General features: G+C 50.9%; 8 protein-coding genes and 1 riboswitch. Of the genes, 5 read left to right on the top strand and 3 right to left on the bottom strand.

The features are described from left to right. Nucleotides 1-72 precede the first annotated feature (72 nt). From ACR9FF_RS14465 to ACR9FF_RS14475, 3 genes are read left to right on the top strand one after another with little or no spacing between them, the layout of a single operon-like run. Nucleotides 73-1,632, top strand: a complete 1,560-nt coding sequence (locus tag ACR9FF_RS14465; RefSeq protein WP_435172113.1) for a spore germination protein — start codon at nucleotides 73-75, stop codon at nucleotides 1,630-1,632. A gap of 37 nt (nucleotides 1,633-1,669) precedes the next feature. Further along, a complete protein-coding gene (locus ACR9FF_RS14470) occupies nucleotides 1,670-2,836 on the top strand; it encodes a Ger(x)C family spore germination protein (RefSeq protein ID WP_435171859.1) in 1,167 nt (388 codons plus the stop codon). Then, nucleotides 2,833-3,063 carry a hypothetical protein gene (locus ACR9FF_RS14475; protein WP_435171860.1) on the top strand — a complete coding sequence of 77 codons (231 nt, stop codon included), beginning with the start codon at nucleotides 2,833-2,835 and terminating at the stop codon, nucleotides 3,061-3,063. The genes ACR9FF_RS14470 and ACR9FF_RS14475 overlap by 4 nt, the downstream gene beginning before the upstream one ends. Here the strand turns inward: ACR9FF_RS14475 and ACR9FF_RS14480 are convergent. Next, entirely contained in the window at nucleotides 3,049-4,152 is a 1,104-nt protein-coding gene (locus ACR9FF_RS14480) for a GerAB/ArcD/ProY family transporter (protein ID WP_435171861.1), read from the bottom strand. The genes ACR9FF_RS14475 and ACR9FF_RS14480 overlap by 15 nt on opposite strands. A gap of 209 nt (nucleotides 4,153-4,361) precedes the next feature. On the opposite strand from ACR9FF_RS14480, the gene ACR9FF_RS14485 reads away from it, so the two are divergent. Further along, nucleotides 4,362-5,345, top strand: coding sequence for an SLAC1 anion channel family protein (locus ACR9FF_RS14485; protein WP_435171862.1), 984 nt, complete (start codon nucleotides 4,362-4,364; stop codon nucleotides 5,343-5,345). A 214-nt stretch (nucleotides 5,346-5,559) separates the two neighbouring features. After that, nucleotides 5,560-5,750, top strand: a riboswitch (Lysine riboswitch). A 168-nt stretch (nucleotides 5,751-5,918) separates the two neighbouring features. Continuing rightward, the gene (locus tag ACR9FF_RS14490) at nucleotides 5,919-7,310 is read left to right on the top strand and encodes an amino acid permease (protein WP_435172115.1); all 1,392 of its coding nucleotides are present in this window, start codon (nucleotides 5,919-5,921) and stop codon (nucleotides 7,308-7,310) included. 39 nt (nucleotides 7,311-7,349) lie between these two features. On the opposite strand, the gene ACR9FF_RS14495 is transcribed toward ACR9FF_RS14490, so the two are convergent. Continuing rightward, nucleotides 7,350-9,023: a hypothetical protein gene (locus tag ACR9FF_RS14495; protein WP_435171863.1), complete on the bottom strand. Its 1,674-nt coding sequence runs from the start codon at nucleotides 9,021-9,023 to the stop codon at nucleotides 7,350-7,352. Next, nucleotides 9,020-15,733 carry a DUF7507 domain-containing protein gene (locus tag ACR9FF_RS14500; RefSeq protein ID WP_435171864.1) on the bottom strand — a complete coding sequence of 2,238 codons (6,714 nt, stop codon included), beginning with the start codon at nucleotides 15,731-15,733 and terminating at the stop codon, nucleotides 9,020-9,022. The genes ACR9FF_RS14495 and ACR9FF_RS14500 overlap by 4 nt, the downstream gene beginning before the upstream one ends. Nucleotides 15,734-15,822 lie beyond the last annotated feature (89 nt).

Below are 15,822 nucleotides of genomic sequence, written 5' to 3' on the forward strand. Positions count from 1 at the left end.
AATAATTGGGAAGATATAACTAAACGAAGGTTCTGCGAAGGGGGCATTGGAGTGAAACGGTTCAAGAAATGGATGCAGGCTAAACCAAAGCATCCATTCATAGCTGAAGGATCTCCGGAGGATATCGAGTATGTCGATCTGTCCTCTGCTTTGGATCAAAACGAGGCGATGTTCCAAGCCATATTCAAGAACTGCTCCGATATGGTTTTCCGCAAAGTATGTTACTCCGGACAAGAATCTCTTGTTGTCTATCTCGCGAGTCTTGCCGACGAACAGCTGATTGACGATCATATCCTGAAAGCTTTGTTCGAGGGCAATATTGAGCAAGAGCAAGGTCGTAATTCTTCCGGAGCTGAGGCTCTGGGTAAATCGATCATCTCCGCGGGAATGACAAAGCTGTCTTCTGATGTGAAGGAGATTGTTCGTCAACTATTGGACGGTTACGCGGCCGTTTTAACGGATTCGGACAGCCAGGCCTTGCTGGTCAAGGCAAACGGAGTCAAACATCGCAGTCTCGAAGAGCCATCTTCGGAGCAGGTTATCCGCGGTCCTAGGGATGGATTTATTGAAAATATAGCAACGAACATCGGCTTGATACGGGGTAGACTGAAAACGGCAAGGCTAAAGATGGAGTCCGTCGTAATCGGTGAATTAACGCAAACGCAAGTTGTCATAACCTATATCGTTGGAATTGCCGAGGATTCGCTCATTGAAGAAGTTCGCAGCAGGGTAACCCGAATTCAGATAGACGGCGTTCTCGATTCCGGCTACATTGAAGAATTTATCGAGGATTTGCCGTACTCGCCTTTTCCGCAAGTCCATAGCACGGAACGCCCGGACGTCGTAGTTGCCGAGCTTCTGGAAGGAAAAGCAGCCATTCTTGTGGATAACACCCCATTTGTATTAATCGTTCCCATGACATTCTGGACAGGACTCCAAGCAAGCGAGGATTATTACATACGGTGGCCAATTGCCACTTTTGTCCGTTGGATTCGTTTCTTGTTCATTTTCATCGCTATCTTTGCTCCTTCCTTATACGTGGCGATAACAACCTTCCATCAAGAAATGATTCCGACAAATTTGGTGCTGAGTATTGCGTCCTCCAGGGAGGCCGTGCCTTTCCCAGCCATGTTCGAGGCGCTCTCGATGGAGATTGTCTTTGAAGCGCTGAGGGAAGCGGGCATTCGTCTGCCCAAGCAGATCGGACAAGCGCTCAGTATCGTAGGAGCATTAGTTATCGGACAGGCTGCCGTGCAAGCGGGGATTATATCCGCTCCCGTCGTTATTATCGTATCCATAACGGGTATCGCCACATTTGCCATCCCTCGTTTTAATTTCTCGAGCGGTATCCGGCTGCTGCGATTTCCGATCTTGTTTTTAGCGGGAACGCTTGGTCTTTACGGGATTGTGCTCGGATTTCTATGCATCGTATTGCATGTCGCCTCGATCCGTTCGTTTGGCGTTCCGTATATGACGCCGCTTGGCCCGATAACGATGACCAATCTGAAGGATATCCTTATTCGAGCACCTATCTGGGCGAGAAGATTCAGGCCTCAGGCGACAGGAATGAGCGATCCGGTTCGAGAACCGGCCGGACAAAAGCCAAGTCCCGACCGTAATAAGCGAAAGTAGCTGCTAGCAAGTCGCGAAGAAAGAGAAAGGATCCGACATGAAACGATTGCTGCGAATTTGCTTGATCTTGCCCATCCTCCTAACTAACGGTTGTTGGGACCGTACGGAAATCAATGATCTTGCCTTTATTACGGGGTCTGCGTTTGATTTGACAGAGAGCGGGGAAAGTCTGTTGACCCTGCAATTTGCGATACCCTCCGCTTCACAGTCGGCAGGGACGAGCGATCAGCCCAAAAAGTTCTTCGTCTTGTCTGCCACTGGAAAAAATGTCAGCGAAGCGTTTGTGAAGATTCAGAAGAAGAGCTCGCGAAGGCTGTTCACCTCTCACCGCAGCGTGATATTTATTGGCGAATCGCTCGGCCGGCAAGGGATTAACGATGTCCTTGACGTATTCGCGCATGATCCGCGCCAACGTCTGAGAACGTACATAATGGCTGTAAAAGGGGGAGAAGCAAGACAGGTTCTGGAAGCGCAATATCCTTTTGACCAAGTGCCAATGGAAGCGGTCAAAGAGATGGAAATCGAGCAAAGCGAAATTGCGGTAACCTTGCGGGATTTCTTCATGGCGTCTTCCAGTCAGGGGATTTATCCGATCATGGGGGTTATAGAGACGGATTCGGAAGGCACCGGAAAAAGTAAAACCAGTGTGTTCAAGCTGTCAGGGACTGCCGTGTTTAAAAACATGAAATTAGTCGGTCTGTTGAATAGTTACGAGACGGATGGCTTAAATTGGGCAAGAGATCATATGGAGGATGGCAGAATCAATTCCGAACTGCCTGATGGCAAAGGGAATGTGGGGATAATTGTTACTCATGCCAACCGCTCCATCAAATCGGATATAACAGGAGATAAAATAAAATTCAAGATCCTGTTGCAAGCGAAAGGTGCTCTTGTCGAGAATAATTCGACTCTGGATGTTACACGACCGCAAAATCTAATTCTCGTACAACAGGCATTGGAGAAGGCAGCGGAAAAACAAATTCAGGATGCGGTTATGAAGCTTCAGAAGCGCTTTTCCGCGGATGCCGTCGGATTAGGGCGGGAGCTTTACCGGAATAAGCCGAAGGAATGGAAAGCTGTTCAAACGCAATGGGACAGCAAGTTTTCCGAGGCAGACATCACCGTTGACGTGAAGCTTTCGATTGGCGGAGCCGGAATGGCCGGTCCTCCGTTGCAATTAACCGAGAAGGAGATTAAACATTGACTGCCTATATAATTGTCTACGTGCTTTTTGTGATCGTTTGCTTCATTTATCATTTTAAGTCCTTGCGGGCAAAGGAAGAGACGAGGGAAGTCGTCGTTTGCGGGGGGATTTTGGTCGTTTCCATGCTGATTGGCTCCTTGCTGATGGCTCATGTAAAGGTGCCGAGCTTTATCCTCGCTTTTCAAATCTGGCTTGAACCAATCGGTATGCGTTTATTGAACCATTGAGCGCGTCCCTTTTTTTCGTATCGAGTCAATCAACAGCAGCAATACAGGGATTAGGCTTTGATTAATGAAACCCAATAAAGGAAAGGTGTAGGCCAGATAATTGAGAAGCTCTGCGTTATTTTTGAAAATCCAGACGGATCCAACCAGAGACAGCAGCGTGAGTGAAAAAATCAAGCTTCGGTTATTGCGCAGCTCAAACAGCTGACTTACGCAGAGGCTTAAAATAAACATGGACACCGAAACTTTTACGAAACAACCAATCACCCACGTGGAAACCGCAATCGCCTCCAGCCGCTCGAAAGAGCCCTCGACTCCGATATATTGGACAACGCTCAAAAAAGAATAAGTTAGTTTGCTCGTAAGCGGACCAAAGATCATAATCGTAAGGGTTACGATGCTTACGGAGAGCAAAGTAATGCCGGAGAGCGCAACAAATGAAGCTTTACGGGCAGCCTTAGGCTGATTTAAGTAGGGAAGGAGCCATCCCAATATATAGAGCTGATTCATAAAGCCTCCTGCCGGGTTGACTGCTCCACGAAGGACCGGATAGATGCCACCGCTTAAAATCGGTTTAATTTCGTTGAAATTAGCTTCTCTTATCGTAAGAATTAAAAGCGGTATGAAAAAAACGAGAAGTAATACGGTCAGGAATTCGGTGCTTCTGGCAATAACTTCTATGCCAAGGCGAGCGGCCAGTCCGCAAATGACGAGAAACGTCAGACTAATGATAAGGGTAGGGCTTGTCGGAAGCAGTAACGTGCTGATGAATCCCGTGTGCTGCATCGTAATGGTCGTAATGGATACAAACCAATAATAAACGTAATTGGCCGCTACCAACTTCCCTAAGCCTTTACCTAGAATTTTCGAGCTGTATTGCGTGATGGTCTGTCCCGGATATCGTTTCGCGAGTTCAATCATCACGAGGATGCAAACAACTCCCGTAATAGGCGCGATCAGGGCGGACAACCATGCGTCTTGCATCCCAAACATAACCATAAAGGAAGGAACGGTTAATAAGTTCGTCGAGATGATGAACGTAAATATTAAGAAGCCTAGTTGATTTCCCGTAATTTTCTCGGTTGCTCGCATGTGGTGTTCTCCGTTTCCTGGCAAAGGTGTTCCAAGTATTGACGGCGCAGGAAGGATTTATACCGATCATTTATTTTATCTATCATAACGATAGAAACAACGATATTGATCAATCATTGCGATTTTCATAAAATGGGCCAATAGGAGATCGTAGATCGGCGCAGCAGATTGCACTCCGCATTAAATAAACAGAAAGTGGTGTCCGTTTCATGCAATCCATGACTGCCGTTGAGAAACAAAGAAGCATTGGTTCCATTCAGTTTTTGCCCGTTAATCTATTCGCATCGGTTATGGGGATATCCGGATTGTCTCTCGCCTGGAGAGAAGCCAACCGGCTGCTGGGTACCTCTACCGTTATCGCTGACGTATGCGGGATTCTGGCCATAGCAATCTTTATCGTGCTAAGCATAAGCTACTTGGTAAAGTGGGTCTTGTATCCGCAGAAAGTAAAAAATGAATTTATTCATCCCGTTATGGGAAATTTCTTTGGTACGATTACGATCGCCATTCTTCTGCTTTCCTCGGTTATCGGAAGCTACAGCCAAGCGACAGGACAAGCGATTTGGGTGATAGGGACGGTATTGGCATTGGTACTGGGTTTTGTTTTTGTAGCGCGCTTGCTGAACGGAAATTACAACCCGGAAAATATGGTTCCAGCCTTGCTGGTTCCCGTGGTGGGAACCCTGGATATTTCGGTTGCCGGCGGGCAAATGCCCTTTCCCTGGGCACGCGAAATCAACTTGCTATCCCTTGCCATTGGCGGGGTTGTTGCATTAGTCTACTTCACTTTGATTGTATCCCGACTGATCCATCACGCCCCGATGCCGGCTGGTTTAATGCCTTCCATGATTATTATGATTGCGCCGTTCGAGGTTGGATTTCTCGGTTACACCAATTTCGAGCAGCGGGTTGATTCCTTTGCATCCATTTTGTTTTACTTTGGTCTGTTTTTATTCCTTGTGTTGTTCTTTAAAGTGTTCAAAAAAACGATACCGTTTGGCGCTTCTTGGTGGGGGGTAAGCTTCCCGATGGCGGCGCTTAGCAATGCGGCTTTAAAATACGCGCTATATACCGATGCATGGCCGTTAACCGTGATTGCCGTAATCGTACTCGCTTTGCTGAGCATCGTATTGCTGGTGCTCTTTGTTCGCACATTGAATATTTTGTTTAACGGAAAACTTCTTAAAGGATAAGGGAAGCGAAAGGCAGCCAATCCAGGCTGCCTTTTTCGTGGGTTTGGGTATCGTAAAGTGAAATTATGTAAACGGTCTGCCGACTCCTCTCGCGTAAACCTTAAACGTTTGTTCAAAGCGGGAAATTGGTTCGTTTATCCATTGCTTTCTTGGGCGGAGGTCATTATTATAAGACAATGTCAGTCCAACTAAATAGTAAAATCCTCATCCAATTCGATGAGGTAGAGGTCGCGTAGTTGATGAGTAGATCAGGGGAGGTCCAGTAAGACCGCCGATCCCGATTGAAAGGCAGCATCGCCGAAGCCGTCCGGTATACTGACCGTGGCAGGCTGGGGCCGTTTCCGAACAGGAACGGAACTGTCATATTGCTTGTAATCAACGGCAATATGTTGTGCTATCTTGATATTGGAAGTGGGGAAGATGAAGCGGTCTTTCTTGTTTTTGCGAAGAGAGGCGGCTTTTTTTGCGTTTATATCGCTGCTATTTATGGGACATTATTGGAAACGTAGATAAGGGGAGTATGAGTTCGTGAAAGAAGAGAACAAATTACGCAGAGGCCTGAAGTCCAGGCATATGGCGATGATTTCCCTGGGAGGTTCTATCGGGACGGGGTTATTCCTGGCGAGCGGCGGAGCGATTCATGACGCGGGTCCGGGCGGCGCATTGCTTGGTTATTTCATCATTGGCATTATGGTATACTTCCTTGTTACCAGCCTTGGCGAAATGGCGACCTACATGCCGGTATCCGGTACGTTCAGTACGTATGCAACAAGATTCGTGGATCCATCCCTCGGCTTTGCGCTTGGCTGGAACTACTGGTATAACTGGGCTATTACGATTGCGGCAGAGCTGTCCGCCGCAACCTTGATTATCAAATTCTGGCTTCCTGACAGTCCTTCCTTCTTATGGAGTGCGCTGTTCCTGGCTTTAATGGTTGGTCTTAATCTGTTGTCCGTCAAAGGGTACGGGGAATCCGAATACTGGTTCGCCATGATTAAGATCGTTACCGTCATTGTATTTATAGGTATCGGCTTATTAATGATCGTTGGGATCTGGAAAGGCGACGCGGTTGGCTTCAGCAACTTTACGGCGGGCGACGCTCCGATCTCGGGAGGATGGCTTGCGGTTCTGGGAATCTGTATGGCCGCAGGATTCTCGTTCCAAGGAACGGAGCTTGTAGGTATTGCGGCAGGGGAATCGGAGAATCCCCGCGAGAACGTTCCGCGTGCAATCCGCAGCGTATTCTGGAGAATTCTCTTGTTCTACATCCTGGCGATATTTATTGTAGGAATGTTGATTCCATACTCGACAGACACGCTTGCGGATGACAGCGTAGCGGCTAGTCCTTTCACTATCATTTTTGAAAAGGCCGGCCTCAGCATCGCCGCTTCCGTCATGAACGCGGTCATTCTGAGTTCGGTATTGTCGGCAGGCAACTCGGGCATGTATGCTTCGACCCGTATGTTATGGGTGCTCGCGAAAGAAGGAAAAGCTCCGAAAATCTTCGCGAGGCTGAACAAACGCGGCATTCCGGTTTATGCGCTGCTTGCTACGGCAGCGATTGGCATGCTGGCCTTCCTGGCCTCCTTCTTCGGCGATGGACAAGTGTATATCTGGCTGCTTAACGCATCCGGTATGTCGGGCTTTATCGCATGGCTCGGCATTGCCATCAGCCATTACCGGTTCCGCAAAGCTTATGTGGCGCAAGGCCGGAATGTAGAGGATCTGCCGTACCGTTCGCTTTGGTATCCGTTTGGTCCGATTCTGGCAGGCGTCATGTGCATGATCGTCATTATCGGTCAAAGCTTCAGCGCCTTTACGGACGGCAAGGTAGACTGGACGTTTATGCTTGCTTCTTATATCGGAATTCCGTTCTTCCTTGCGATTTGGCTCGGATACAAATGGAAGTACAAAACCAAAGTATTAAAGCTTGAAGAATGCAATATTGATCCTACAGCGGAATAACAAAAGGAAAAGCAGAGGCTGCCGCAGCCTCTGCTTTTTTTATTCGATATCATGTTCAACCGGCAGGATCAGTTCATTGGATTGGCTTTCGCCGCTGCAGGTACTGTCATCATAGGTATAGTTGAAACGGGCGGTGTATCGCGTAGCTACTTGGGTAAGGGATTCGTTCTCTATTTCCTCCGAGTCGGACACGTAAATCCAGTAGCTGACCTTAACCGTTTGACCAGGTGCGATTAAGCCTAGACTCGCGCCTTCCGAATCCGTAAAGGAGGGAATCTGATTATCGTTGATTTGAGGATCAAGCAGATAGAAGCCCTTCGGATAATCCGTGCGGTATAAGGTGACTCCCGCTGCGAGATTCCCCGTATTTTGCACGTAGGCAGTAAAATGGACCGAACGCTCCGCTTCGTAATACATGGGCTCTGCTTTTGCCTGAACGGAAATAACCGCCGCAAAGATGTCGGTAACTATAGGGTTGGACACCGCATTTTGCCGGACTAACCGTCCGTCGGTCAGTCTATAAGTGTAGATAGCCTCTACTTGATTCGGAATTTGAGAATTTGCCGTCCGGATGGTGACCTGATAAGTAATGACGGCAGTTGATCCGGCTAATAAGGTACCTAACGGGAGACCCGAAGACGGATTCGTTCCTTTGCGGGGCACGCCGTCGACCATTATGCTATCGGGAAGAAAAACCGTTCCTTGCGGAATAAGGCGGATCAGAAAGGCATCTACGGCAAAGCTGTTCTCGTTGTTTACCGTAATCGTATACGTCAGTCTGGAGCATGCCGATGCCTTGACAGGATCTACAGCTAAGCTAACGGTTAAGGAAGGGTCGGTAATGTTCAAAATAAGCAGATTAGTCAGCGTTCGGTACACCGTACCGTTCACGGTATACTCGATAGTCGCTTGGAACGGAACACGCGTCTCGGCAGGCATTGAGGCAAGACGGATAGCTACCCGGATGGACACAATCGCGCCCGGTGCCAGGTATCCGATATAAATGCCGGAGGCCGGATCAATCCAGGGCACAAGCACGCCGTCGATAACCACACTGCCCGGTACGAATTCAAATCCTTCGGGCAGCGGCAGATATACGATTACGTTCTCCATCGGAAGCAAGCCGTCGTTTCGAACGATCAAGTCATAGAAGACGACATCGCCGAGAAAGGTGACCGGCGTACTCATGCTGGCGTGCGCATCCAGTTGATACGGCACAACCTCAAGGGTAATTTTATTGGATACCGCGGAATCCGATATGACTCTACCGTCCGGGGTAGAGAATGTGTAGAGTACTGCCGCTTCATTATGGAATACATGCGAATCGGGTATGAAAACCACAATAGCTTGAAAAATAACCTGGATGGTGCTGCCAACCTGAATCGTTCCTAGCGAAATACCTGTCAACGGCGAGGCTCCCGGAAGAGGAGAGCCATCCAGCAGAACGCTATTCGGAATAAAAGACAAACCGGCCGGAAGCAAGTCATGCAGCTTCGTGGACGCAGGACGGTTACCGGTATTGGAAATAAGAATGGTAAAAGTGACGGTTTGATCCCGGTTTAATTTCTGCGGGAAAGCGGACTTATTCGCCGTAATAATGGGACCGACAAGCGGCGTCTGGACCGTATTGGAATAGGCGACTCCATCATAAATGCCGCTGCTGAACCGGACATGAGTCTGGTTCAGCAGCTTGAAGTCATTGGGCGGGGTCATATCGCAACCACCTGTACGTTAAAGGTTACGGTTGCCGTAGCGCCGTTTGCAATCGTTCCGATGGAGATGCCGGTATTCGGGTTGCCCGCAGGCAGCGGATTACCATTCAACGTTACGCTGCCCGGCACAAATACGGTGCCTGTTGGAACAGGGTCGACCAGAATAACGCTGTTGACAGGGCTTATGCCAAGGTTAGAAACGAGAATTGTATACGTAATAACGTCGCCAACAACGGCATCGATTGCATTAGTGCTCTTCACGACGGATACATCCGGTGAAGATACCGGAATCGACAGCGTATTTGAATTGACCGATCCGGTGATCGTTCTGCCGTCCGGCGCCGCATACGAAAAGTCGCCGCTAGCCGTATTGACGAGCTGCTGGGAAGGCGGCAGCGTCTGGATAACCACCTCATACGATACGGACACCACAACGGACTGACCCGGGTTAACGGTACCGATGGAGAAGCCGGAAGAAGGATTAGCGCCAGGCTGCGGTACGCCGTTAACAAGCACGCTGTTTGGCACAAAAGCGCCGCCGGTTGGAGACGGGTCCGTAATCGTAACCTGTGCCGGCAGGTTTCCGGTATTGGATACAACCAGATTGTACGTAACGGTATCGCCAACCGTTGCGTTCGATGTATTGGCCGATTTCTGAATTCCAATAATGGCTTGATACACCGGCAGGACTACGGTATTGGAGAACGCCGAGCCGGAAAAAGCGCCGGAAGTGAAGGTTGCGCTCGCTTGGTTGCTAAGCTGAGCCGGCGTAGGCAGCGATGTGATCGTCAGATTAAACGTGACGGTTGACGTTGCGCCCGGAGCAATGGTATTAAGCGAGATACCTGCTGCCGGCGACGCGCCAGGACGCGGAAGTCCGTCTACGGTTACGCTGTTCGGGACAAATACCGACCCTGCGGGAATAGCGTCAACAACAATCACGTTATTAACATTTTCGATACCGTTATTGGTAACCGCGATCGTGTAAGTGACGGTATCACCTACAACGGCGGTTGTTACCGGAACCGATTTCGCTATGGCAACATTAGGAACAGATACTTGAATGACCAATGTATTCGAAGTTAGGGAGCCGTTTAAAGTACGGCCGTCCGGCAACGTGTACGAATAGGTTGCGCTCGCTTGGTTCGTAAGCTTTTGTCCCGGCGGCAGCGACTGGATAATCACAGAGAAGGAGACGGTTGCTGAGGTAGTCACATTGCTGACAGGAATGCCGGTAGACGGATCAACACCCGGTACCGGCTGATTGTTGACGATTACGCTGTTCGGAACAAAGACGGTGCCCGTCGGGATCGTGTCGGTCAACGTGATGTCAGCGCCATAGTTGCCGGTATTTGATATGGCTATGGTGTAGGTAACCGTGTCGCCAACCGTTGCATTAGTGGTGCTGCCGGTTTTTACTGCGAACAGAATCGGGTCATAGACAGGCGTTGACACAATATTGGAGAACGTAACTCCCGAGAAAGCCCCCGATGTGAAGGTAACGGAAGACTGGTTGTTCAGTACGGCCGGCGAAGGCAATGACGTCACAAGGACATTAAATACAATGGTTGTTGTCGCTCCCGGGCTGATCGCGTCTATAATGACGCCCGTTGCAGGATTAGCCGCCGGTCTCGTCACGCCGTCGACGGTAAGGGAGCTCGGAACAAAGGTGGAGCCGGCAGGGATCGGGTCGGTGAACAAGACATTCGTAATCGTCGCGATTCCGCTGTTCGTGACGGTAGTCGTATAAGTGACTGTATCGCCGACCGATAAGGCGGTCGAAGGGGTGCTTTTGACAACTGTCGCGTTAGGCGCGGAGACCGGGAACGTTACCGTATTGGAAACGGCCGTCTGATTAAATACCCTGCCGTCCGGAAGCGTATAGGTAATGCCGGCAGTGCCTGTATTCGACAATTGTTGAGGCGAAGGCAGGGAATTGATAACGACCGAGAACATCACGCTGACCGATGCTCCAGCCGCTACGGAGCCAGCCGGAATTCCTGTTACCGGGTCGGCACCGGGCACGGGATTGCCTCCCACCAGGGCGCTGTTTGGCACAAAAGAGGTACCGGCGGGAATATTATCGGTTACCGTTACGGTAGCCGGATAATTGCCCGTATTTGTTACAATTAATGTGTACGTAACCGTTTGGCCAACGGAGGCGTTAGACGTGCTGGCGCTTTTTACGATGGAAATAACGGGCAGATCAACCGGCGTCGATACCGTGTTGGAGAATGCCGTCCCCGTGAATGCGCCGGATGTAAAAGTAACGGATGCCGTATTGTTAAGGACGGCAGGATCCGGAACGGTATTAACGCTATTGTTAAACGTAATCGTGGCAGTACCGCCAGGCGGTATAGAGGCAAGCGGAATACCGCCAATTGGGCTTGCTCCCGGAACCGGCGTGCCATTAATCGTAACCGTCCCCGGGATAAAGGAAGTTCCCGCAGGGGCAGGATCGGTAAAATGCACGTTGTTAACCGTTTCAATCCCGTTATTTGTAATGACTGCCGTATACGTGATGGTGTCTCCTACAGTAACAGCGGTGTAGTTGGCGCTTAATGCAATCCCGACATTTGGAGCCGACACGGGGAAGGTTACCGTATTGGAATTGACGGAACCGGTTAATGTCCGGCCGTCCGCAGGCGTATACGAATAGGATGCCGTTCCCGTATTGCTTAACGATTGCGGCGACGGAAGGGAGGTAACCACTACGCCAAAGGTAACCGTAGTGGTTGCGCTTGGAGCCAAGGACCCGATATCGATGCCGGTAACCGGAGAAATGCCCGGCATCGGCAATCCGTTTACGATCACGCTGTTCTCCGTAAAAGTTGTGCCGGCAGGAATGGTATCCGTTACAATCGTTGCCGCTGCCAGGTTGCCCGTATTGGAGACGACTAAAGTATAAATAATGGAGTCGCCCAGGGTGGCATTGCTGGTGCTGGCGCTTTTGACGACCGCGATTTGCGGCTGTGTGACCGGTGTAACCGTCGTGTTGGATGCGGATGTTGCCGAGAAGGTGCCGGAAGTAAAGCTGGCGGTCGATTGGTTCGTAATCTGTGAAGGAATTGCCATCGTTATCATCACCTCGAATGATACGGTAACCGATGCTCCTGGTGCCAGGCTACCGAGTGATATGCCGGCTTCGGGTGAGGCTGCCGGCTGGGAAACATTTTGAACCAACACGCTTCCGGGTACAAAAGCCGCATTGGATTGAAGCGGGTCACGCAAAACAATGTTGTTCACCGCAGCGATGCCGTTATTGGTCAGAACGGACGTGAAGAGCATGGTATCGCCGGTTACGACAACGGTTCGGCTGGCGCTTTTCACTAGGGCAACATTCGGCAGCGCAACTTGGACCGTAACCGTATTGGATAAGGCGGAGCGGTTAATGACGCGACCGCTCGCAAGCGTGAACGTATAAGCGGCGCTAGCCTGATTGACCAGCTGTCTGCTTGCCGGATAAGAGACGATGTTTACGACGTAACTGACCGTTGCCGTTCCACCGGCAGGTAAAACGCCAACCGGAATGCCGGTTGCCGGACTGACGTTTGGAGTAGGTACTCCGTTAATAAGAACGCTGTTATCGATAAATACGGCTCCACTCGGAACGGTATCCGTCAATGTTGCGTTTGCTGCAGTATTTCCCGTATTGGCTAAGGTGAAATTGTAAGAGAACGTATCGCCAACGGTTGCATTGGAGGTACTAGCCGATTTGCTTACCGCAACAACCGCTTGCGAGACCGGCGTCGTAACGGTATTCGACGTGGAGCTGCGGGTAAAGGCGCCGGAAGTAAAAGCGGCGCTTGCGGCATTGCTTAAACTGCCGGACGAAGGCAGCGATGTGACGCGAATCTGAAAGGCTACCGTAACGGTTGTCCCGGCACTAATTGAGCCTAGCGAAATACCGGCGTTTGGATTAGCGAGTGACGAAGGCGTTCCGTTAATCGTAACGCTGCCTGAAACAAAGGCTGCTCCTTGCGGTATGGGGTCGGACAATACAACGCTCGTTACCGGTGCAATCCCGTTATTCGTGACAAGCACGGTATAAGTGAGTACGTCCTGAACGGCCGCAGCGGTATCGCTGACCGATTTGGATACGGTGACATTTGGCGAGGAAGCGGTTATGGACACGGTATTGGAGCTGCTGCTGCCGTTTAACGTCCTGCCGCTTGGCAAGGTATAGGAGTAGGTTGATGTTGCCTGGTCATTCAAAACGGGCGGTGACGGTAAAGTGTTCAGAAGCGTCTGGAATGTAACGGTCGTCTGGGCATTAGGCGCCAGACTGCCGATTGCGATGCCCGTTAACGGCGAGGATGCGGGGCTGGCAACGCCGTTAATCGTCACGGAGCCCGGGATAAAGCTTGAACCGGCAGGGATATTGTCAAACAAGGTTACGGTTGCGGCCAGATTTCCGGTATTCCGGGCAAGGATGGTGTACGTAATGGTATCGCCAACCGTTGCAGCAGTGGTACCGACTGACTTGGTCAGCGGAATAACAGGCTGGTAAACCGGCATTGTTGTATTGTTGGAAGCGGCAGTCCCCGAGAAGGTACCGACGCTGTATGAAACGTTTGAACGATTGACCAGCTGCGCGCTTGCCGGCAAGGAGCTGACTAATGCTTGCAGGGTAACCGTGGTTGAACTGTTGGCCGCCACGGTTCCGACCGCAATGCCGGTTGCCGGATTCGCCGTTGTATTCGGCGAGCCGCCGATCGTTACGCTGCCCGCAACAAAAGTTGTTCCCGCAGGGAGCACATCCGTCAACGTCACATTCGTAACGGCTTCCGTTCCGTTATTCGTAATGACCGAAGTATAAGTGAGCGTTTCTCCTACGGCAACATCCGTTACATTCACGGATTTGGTTAAAGTTATGCTCGGAAGCGATACGGGGAGCGTTAACGTGTTGGATGCGGCAGAGCCGGAAATGGTCCGCCCGTCCGGCGGCGTAAACGTATAAGCCGCCGTGCCTTGGTCCACGAATTGCGGCGGAGACGGCAAGGAATTGACCTGCACGTCAAAGGTAACGGTAGACGTGGCGCCTGCGGCAACGGATCCGATCGCGACGCCGGCGGCAGGGTTCGCGCCAACAACGACCACGCCGTTTACCCGGAAAGTCCCGGTGATAAAGGAGCTTCCCGTCGGAATGTTATCCGTTAGCGTTACAGTAGCGGCTCTATTGCCGGTGTTTGCAACCAGCAGGGTATAAGTAACCGTACTGCCCACGGTGGCGGTCGTCCGGTTCGAGCTTTTGGTAATGCCGATAATCGGCGAATAGACGGGCACGGATACCGTATTGGAAGGAATAACTCCCGTAATATTGTCGCCGCCCGCCACCATCTGGAATGTAAAAGCTGCTTTCGCGCTGTTCGGAAGCAAGAAGGTGCTCGGCAGCGAGCTGACGACGGCCCGGTAAGTAACGACTACGGAGCCGTTGATGTTCAAAGCTCCCAGCGGGGCGCCGGCAATGATATCGTAAGTAGGTCGCGGAATGCCTCCCACCGTAACGCTTCCGCTTACGAAAGTCAGGCCGGCCGGCAGAGCATCGGTGAGTACAACGCTTGCCGCATTGGCGGTCCCCGTATTGCTGACCGTAACGGTGTACGTAATGGTATCGCCGACCACTGCGCCTGCGACGCTTGCGCTTTTTACAACGTTTATGGTAGGCGAGTTGATATTGATTTGAATGGCATTGCCATTAACGACATATGCATCGCCGGAGGTTGTCAATGTCAGGACGGCGGATGATTGGTTATTGACGAGACGCGCGGATACGTCGACGTTGGTGATATCCCACCCTTGCCGGCCGCCGATAATATTCGTGCCCGGAGCGCCGTTCGTCTGGTTGCGGCTGCCGAAGGTGCCCGTTGTGTTCAGGTTGCCGGTATCGTTGTTGATCTGGGATGCAAAAAAGTTGTTCGCAAAGTTGTTCGGGCCGGATAAGGCAACGGTAGTTGCAGAGGTTGGGCCGAATAATGCCTGGTCGCCGGTCCGGTTGGCGTCGCCTTCCTGGGCGCTGAATAAAGCTCTTCCGCCAAGCGTTCCGGAGATTGGGGTTGCGAATCCGGTCAAAGTGGTGGACACAGGCCCGGAATCGGCCTGCACAAGCACCGCGCCGGCGCGCAGCGACATGTTGCGGAAAGGCAGAGACGGATTCTGATAAATAACGCCTAACGTCCAGCCGCAATGATTGGCGGTAGAATCGTTATTAATCACAATGGTACCAACCACATTGCCGGTCGTATACGTTCCCGCGCCGCCTTGCGAAATAAGCGAAGTTACATTATTTGACCGAACGTAAGCGGAGGCGCCGTTGCCCAGGTTGACCTGATTGCTGGTCGCGGCATCCGGCGAGACCGTAAACGTTCCGGCCGGCGTGGTGAAGGTAACCGGGTTATTTATGAACGCGCTTAGATCCGTGGTGCCGTTAATATAAGAGCCGCCCCAGATCAGCTCGGCGTACAGGATGGTACTGCCCGCCGGTAAAGTCAAAACGGCAGAGGCGCTGTTACTGGCAAAAGCGCTTGTTGTGCCTGCAGGATATGTACCGAAAACAGATGCGGTATTTATCGTTGAAAAAGCGCCTATGCTATCCAGCGTTCCCGGAACGCCAGCCGTATCGGAACGGCTTAACCCAAGCGTATTCCCGGTAAAGGTAATCGCTCCGGTTGCGTTAAAGGTTGCACGAGTGACAAGAGGAATTGGTATCACCCCCTCGAGATCGTATCATTTTAGATTTAATGAGGGCAGAAACAACGGATTTTATAATTGCACATATCATACATATGAACGATGTTACC

Source organism: Paenibacillus glycanilyticus (assembly GCF_051200795.1).
Taxonomy (GTDB): domain Bacteria; phylum Bacillota; class Bacilli; order Paenibacillales; family Paenibacillaceae; genus Pristimantibacillus; species Pristimantibacillus glycanilyticus.

Bases quoted from the DNA above. Each gene is read 5' to 3' on its own strand.
- ACR9FF_RS14485 (WP_435171862.1), top strand. From the start codon at position 4,362: ATGCAATCCATGACTGCCGTTGAGAAACAAAGAAGCATTGGTTCCATT.
- ACR9FF_RS14465 (WP_435172113.1), top strand. From the start codon at position 73: ATGCAGGCTAAACCAAAGCATCCATTCATAGCTGAAGGATCTCCGGAG.
- ACR9FF_RS14470 (WP_435171859.1), top strand. From the start codon at position 1,670: ATGAAACGATTGCTGCGAATTTGCTTGATCTTGCCCATCCTCCTAACT.
- ACR9FF_RS14490 (WP_435172115.1), top strand. From the start codon at position 5,919: ATGGCGATGATTTCCCTGGGAGGTTCTATCGGGACGGGGTTATTCCTG.
- ACR9FF_RS14480 (WP_435171861.1), bottom strand. From the start codon at position 4,152: ATGCGAGCAACCGAGAAAATTACGGGAAATCAACTAGGCTTCTTAATA.
- ACR9FF_RS14495 (WP_435171863.1), bottom strand. From the start codon at position 9,023: ATGACCCCGCCCAATGACTTCAAGCTGCTGAACCAGACTCATGTCCGG.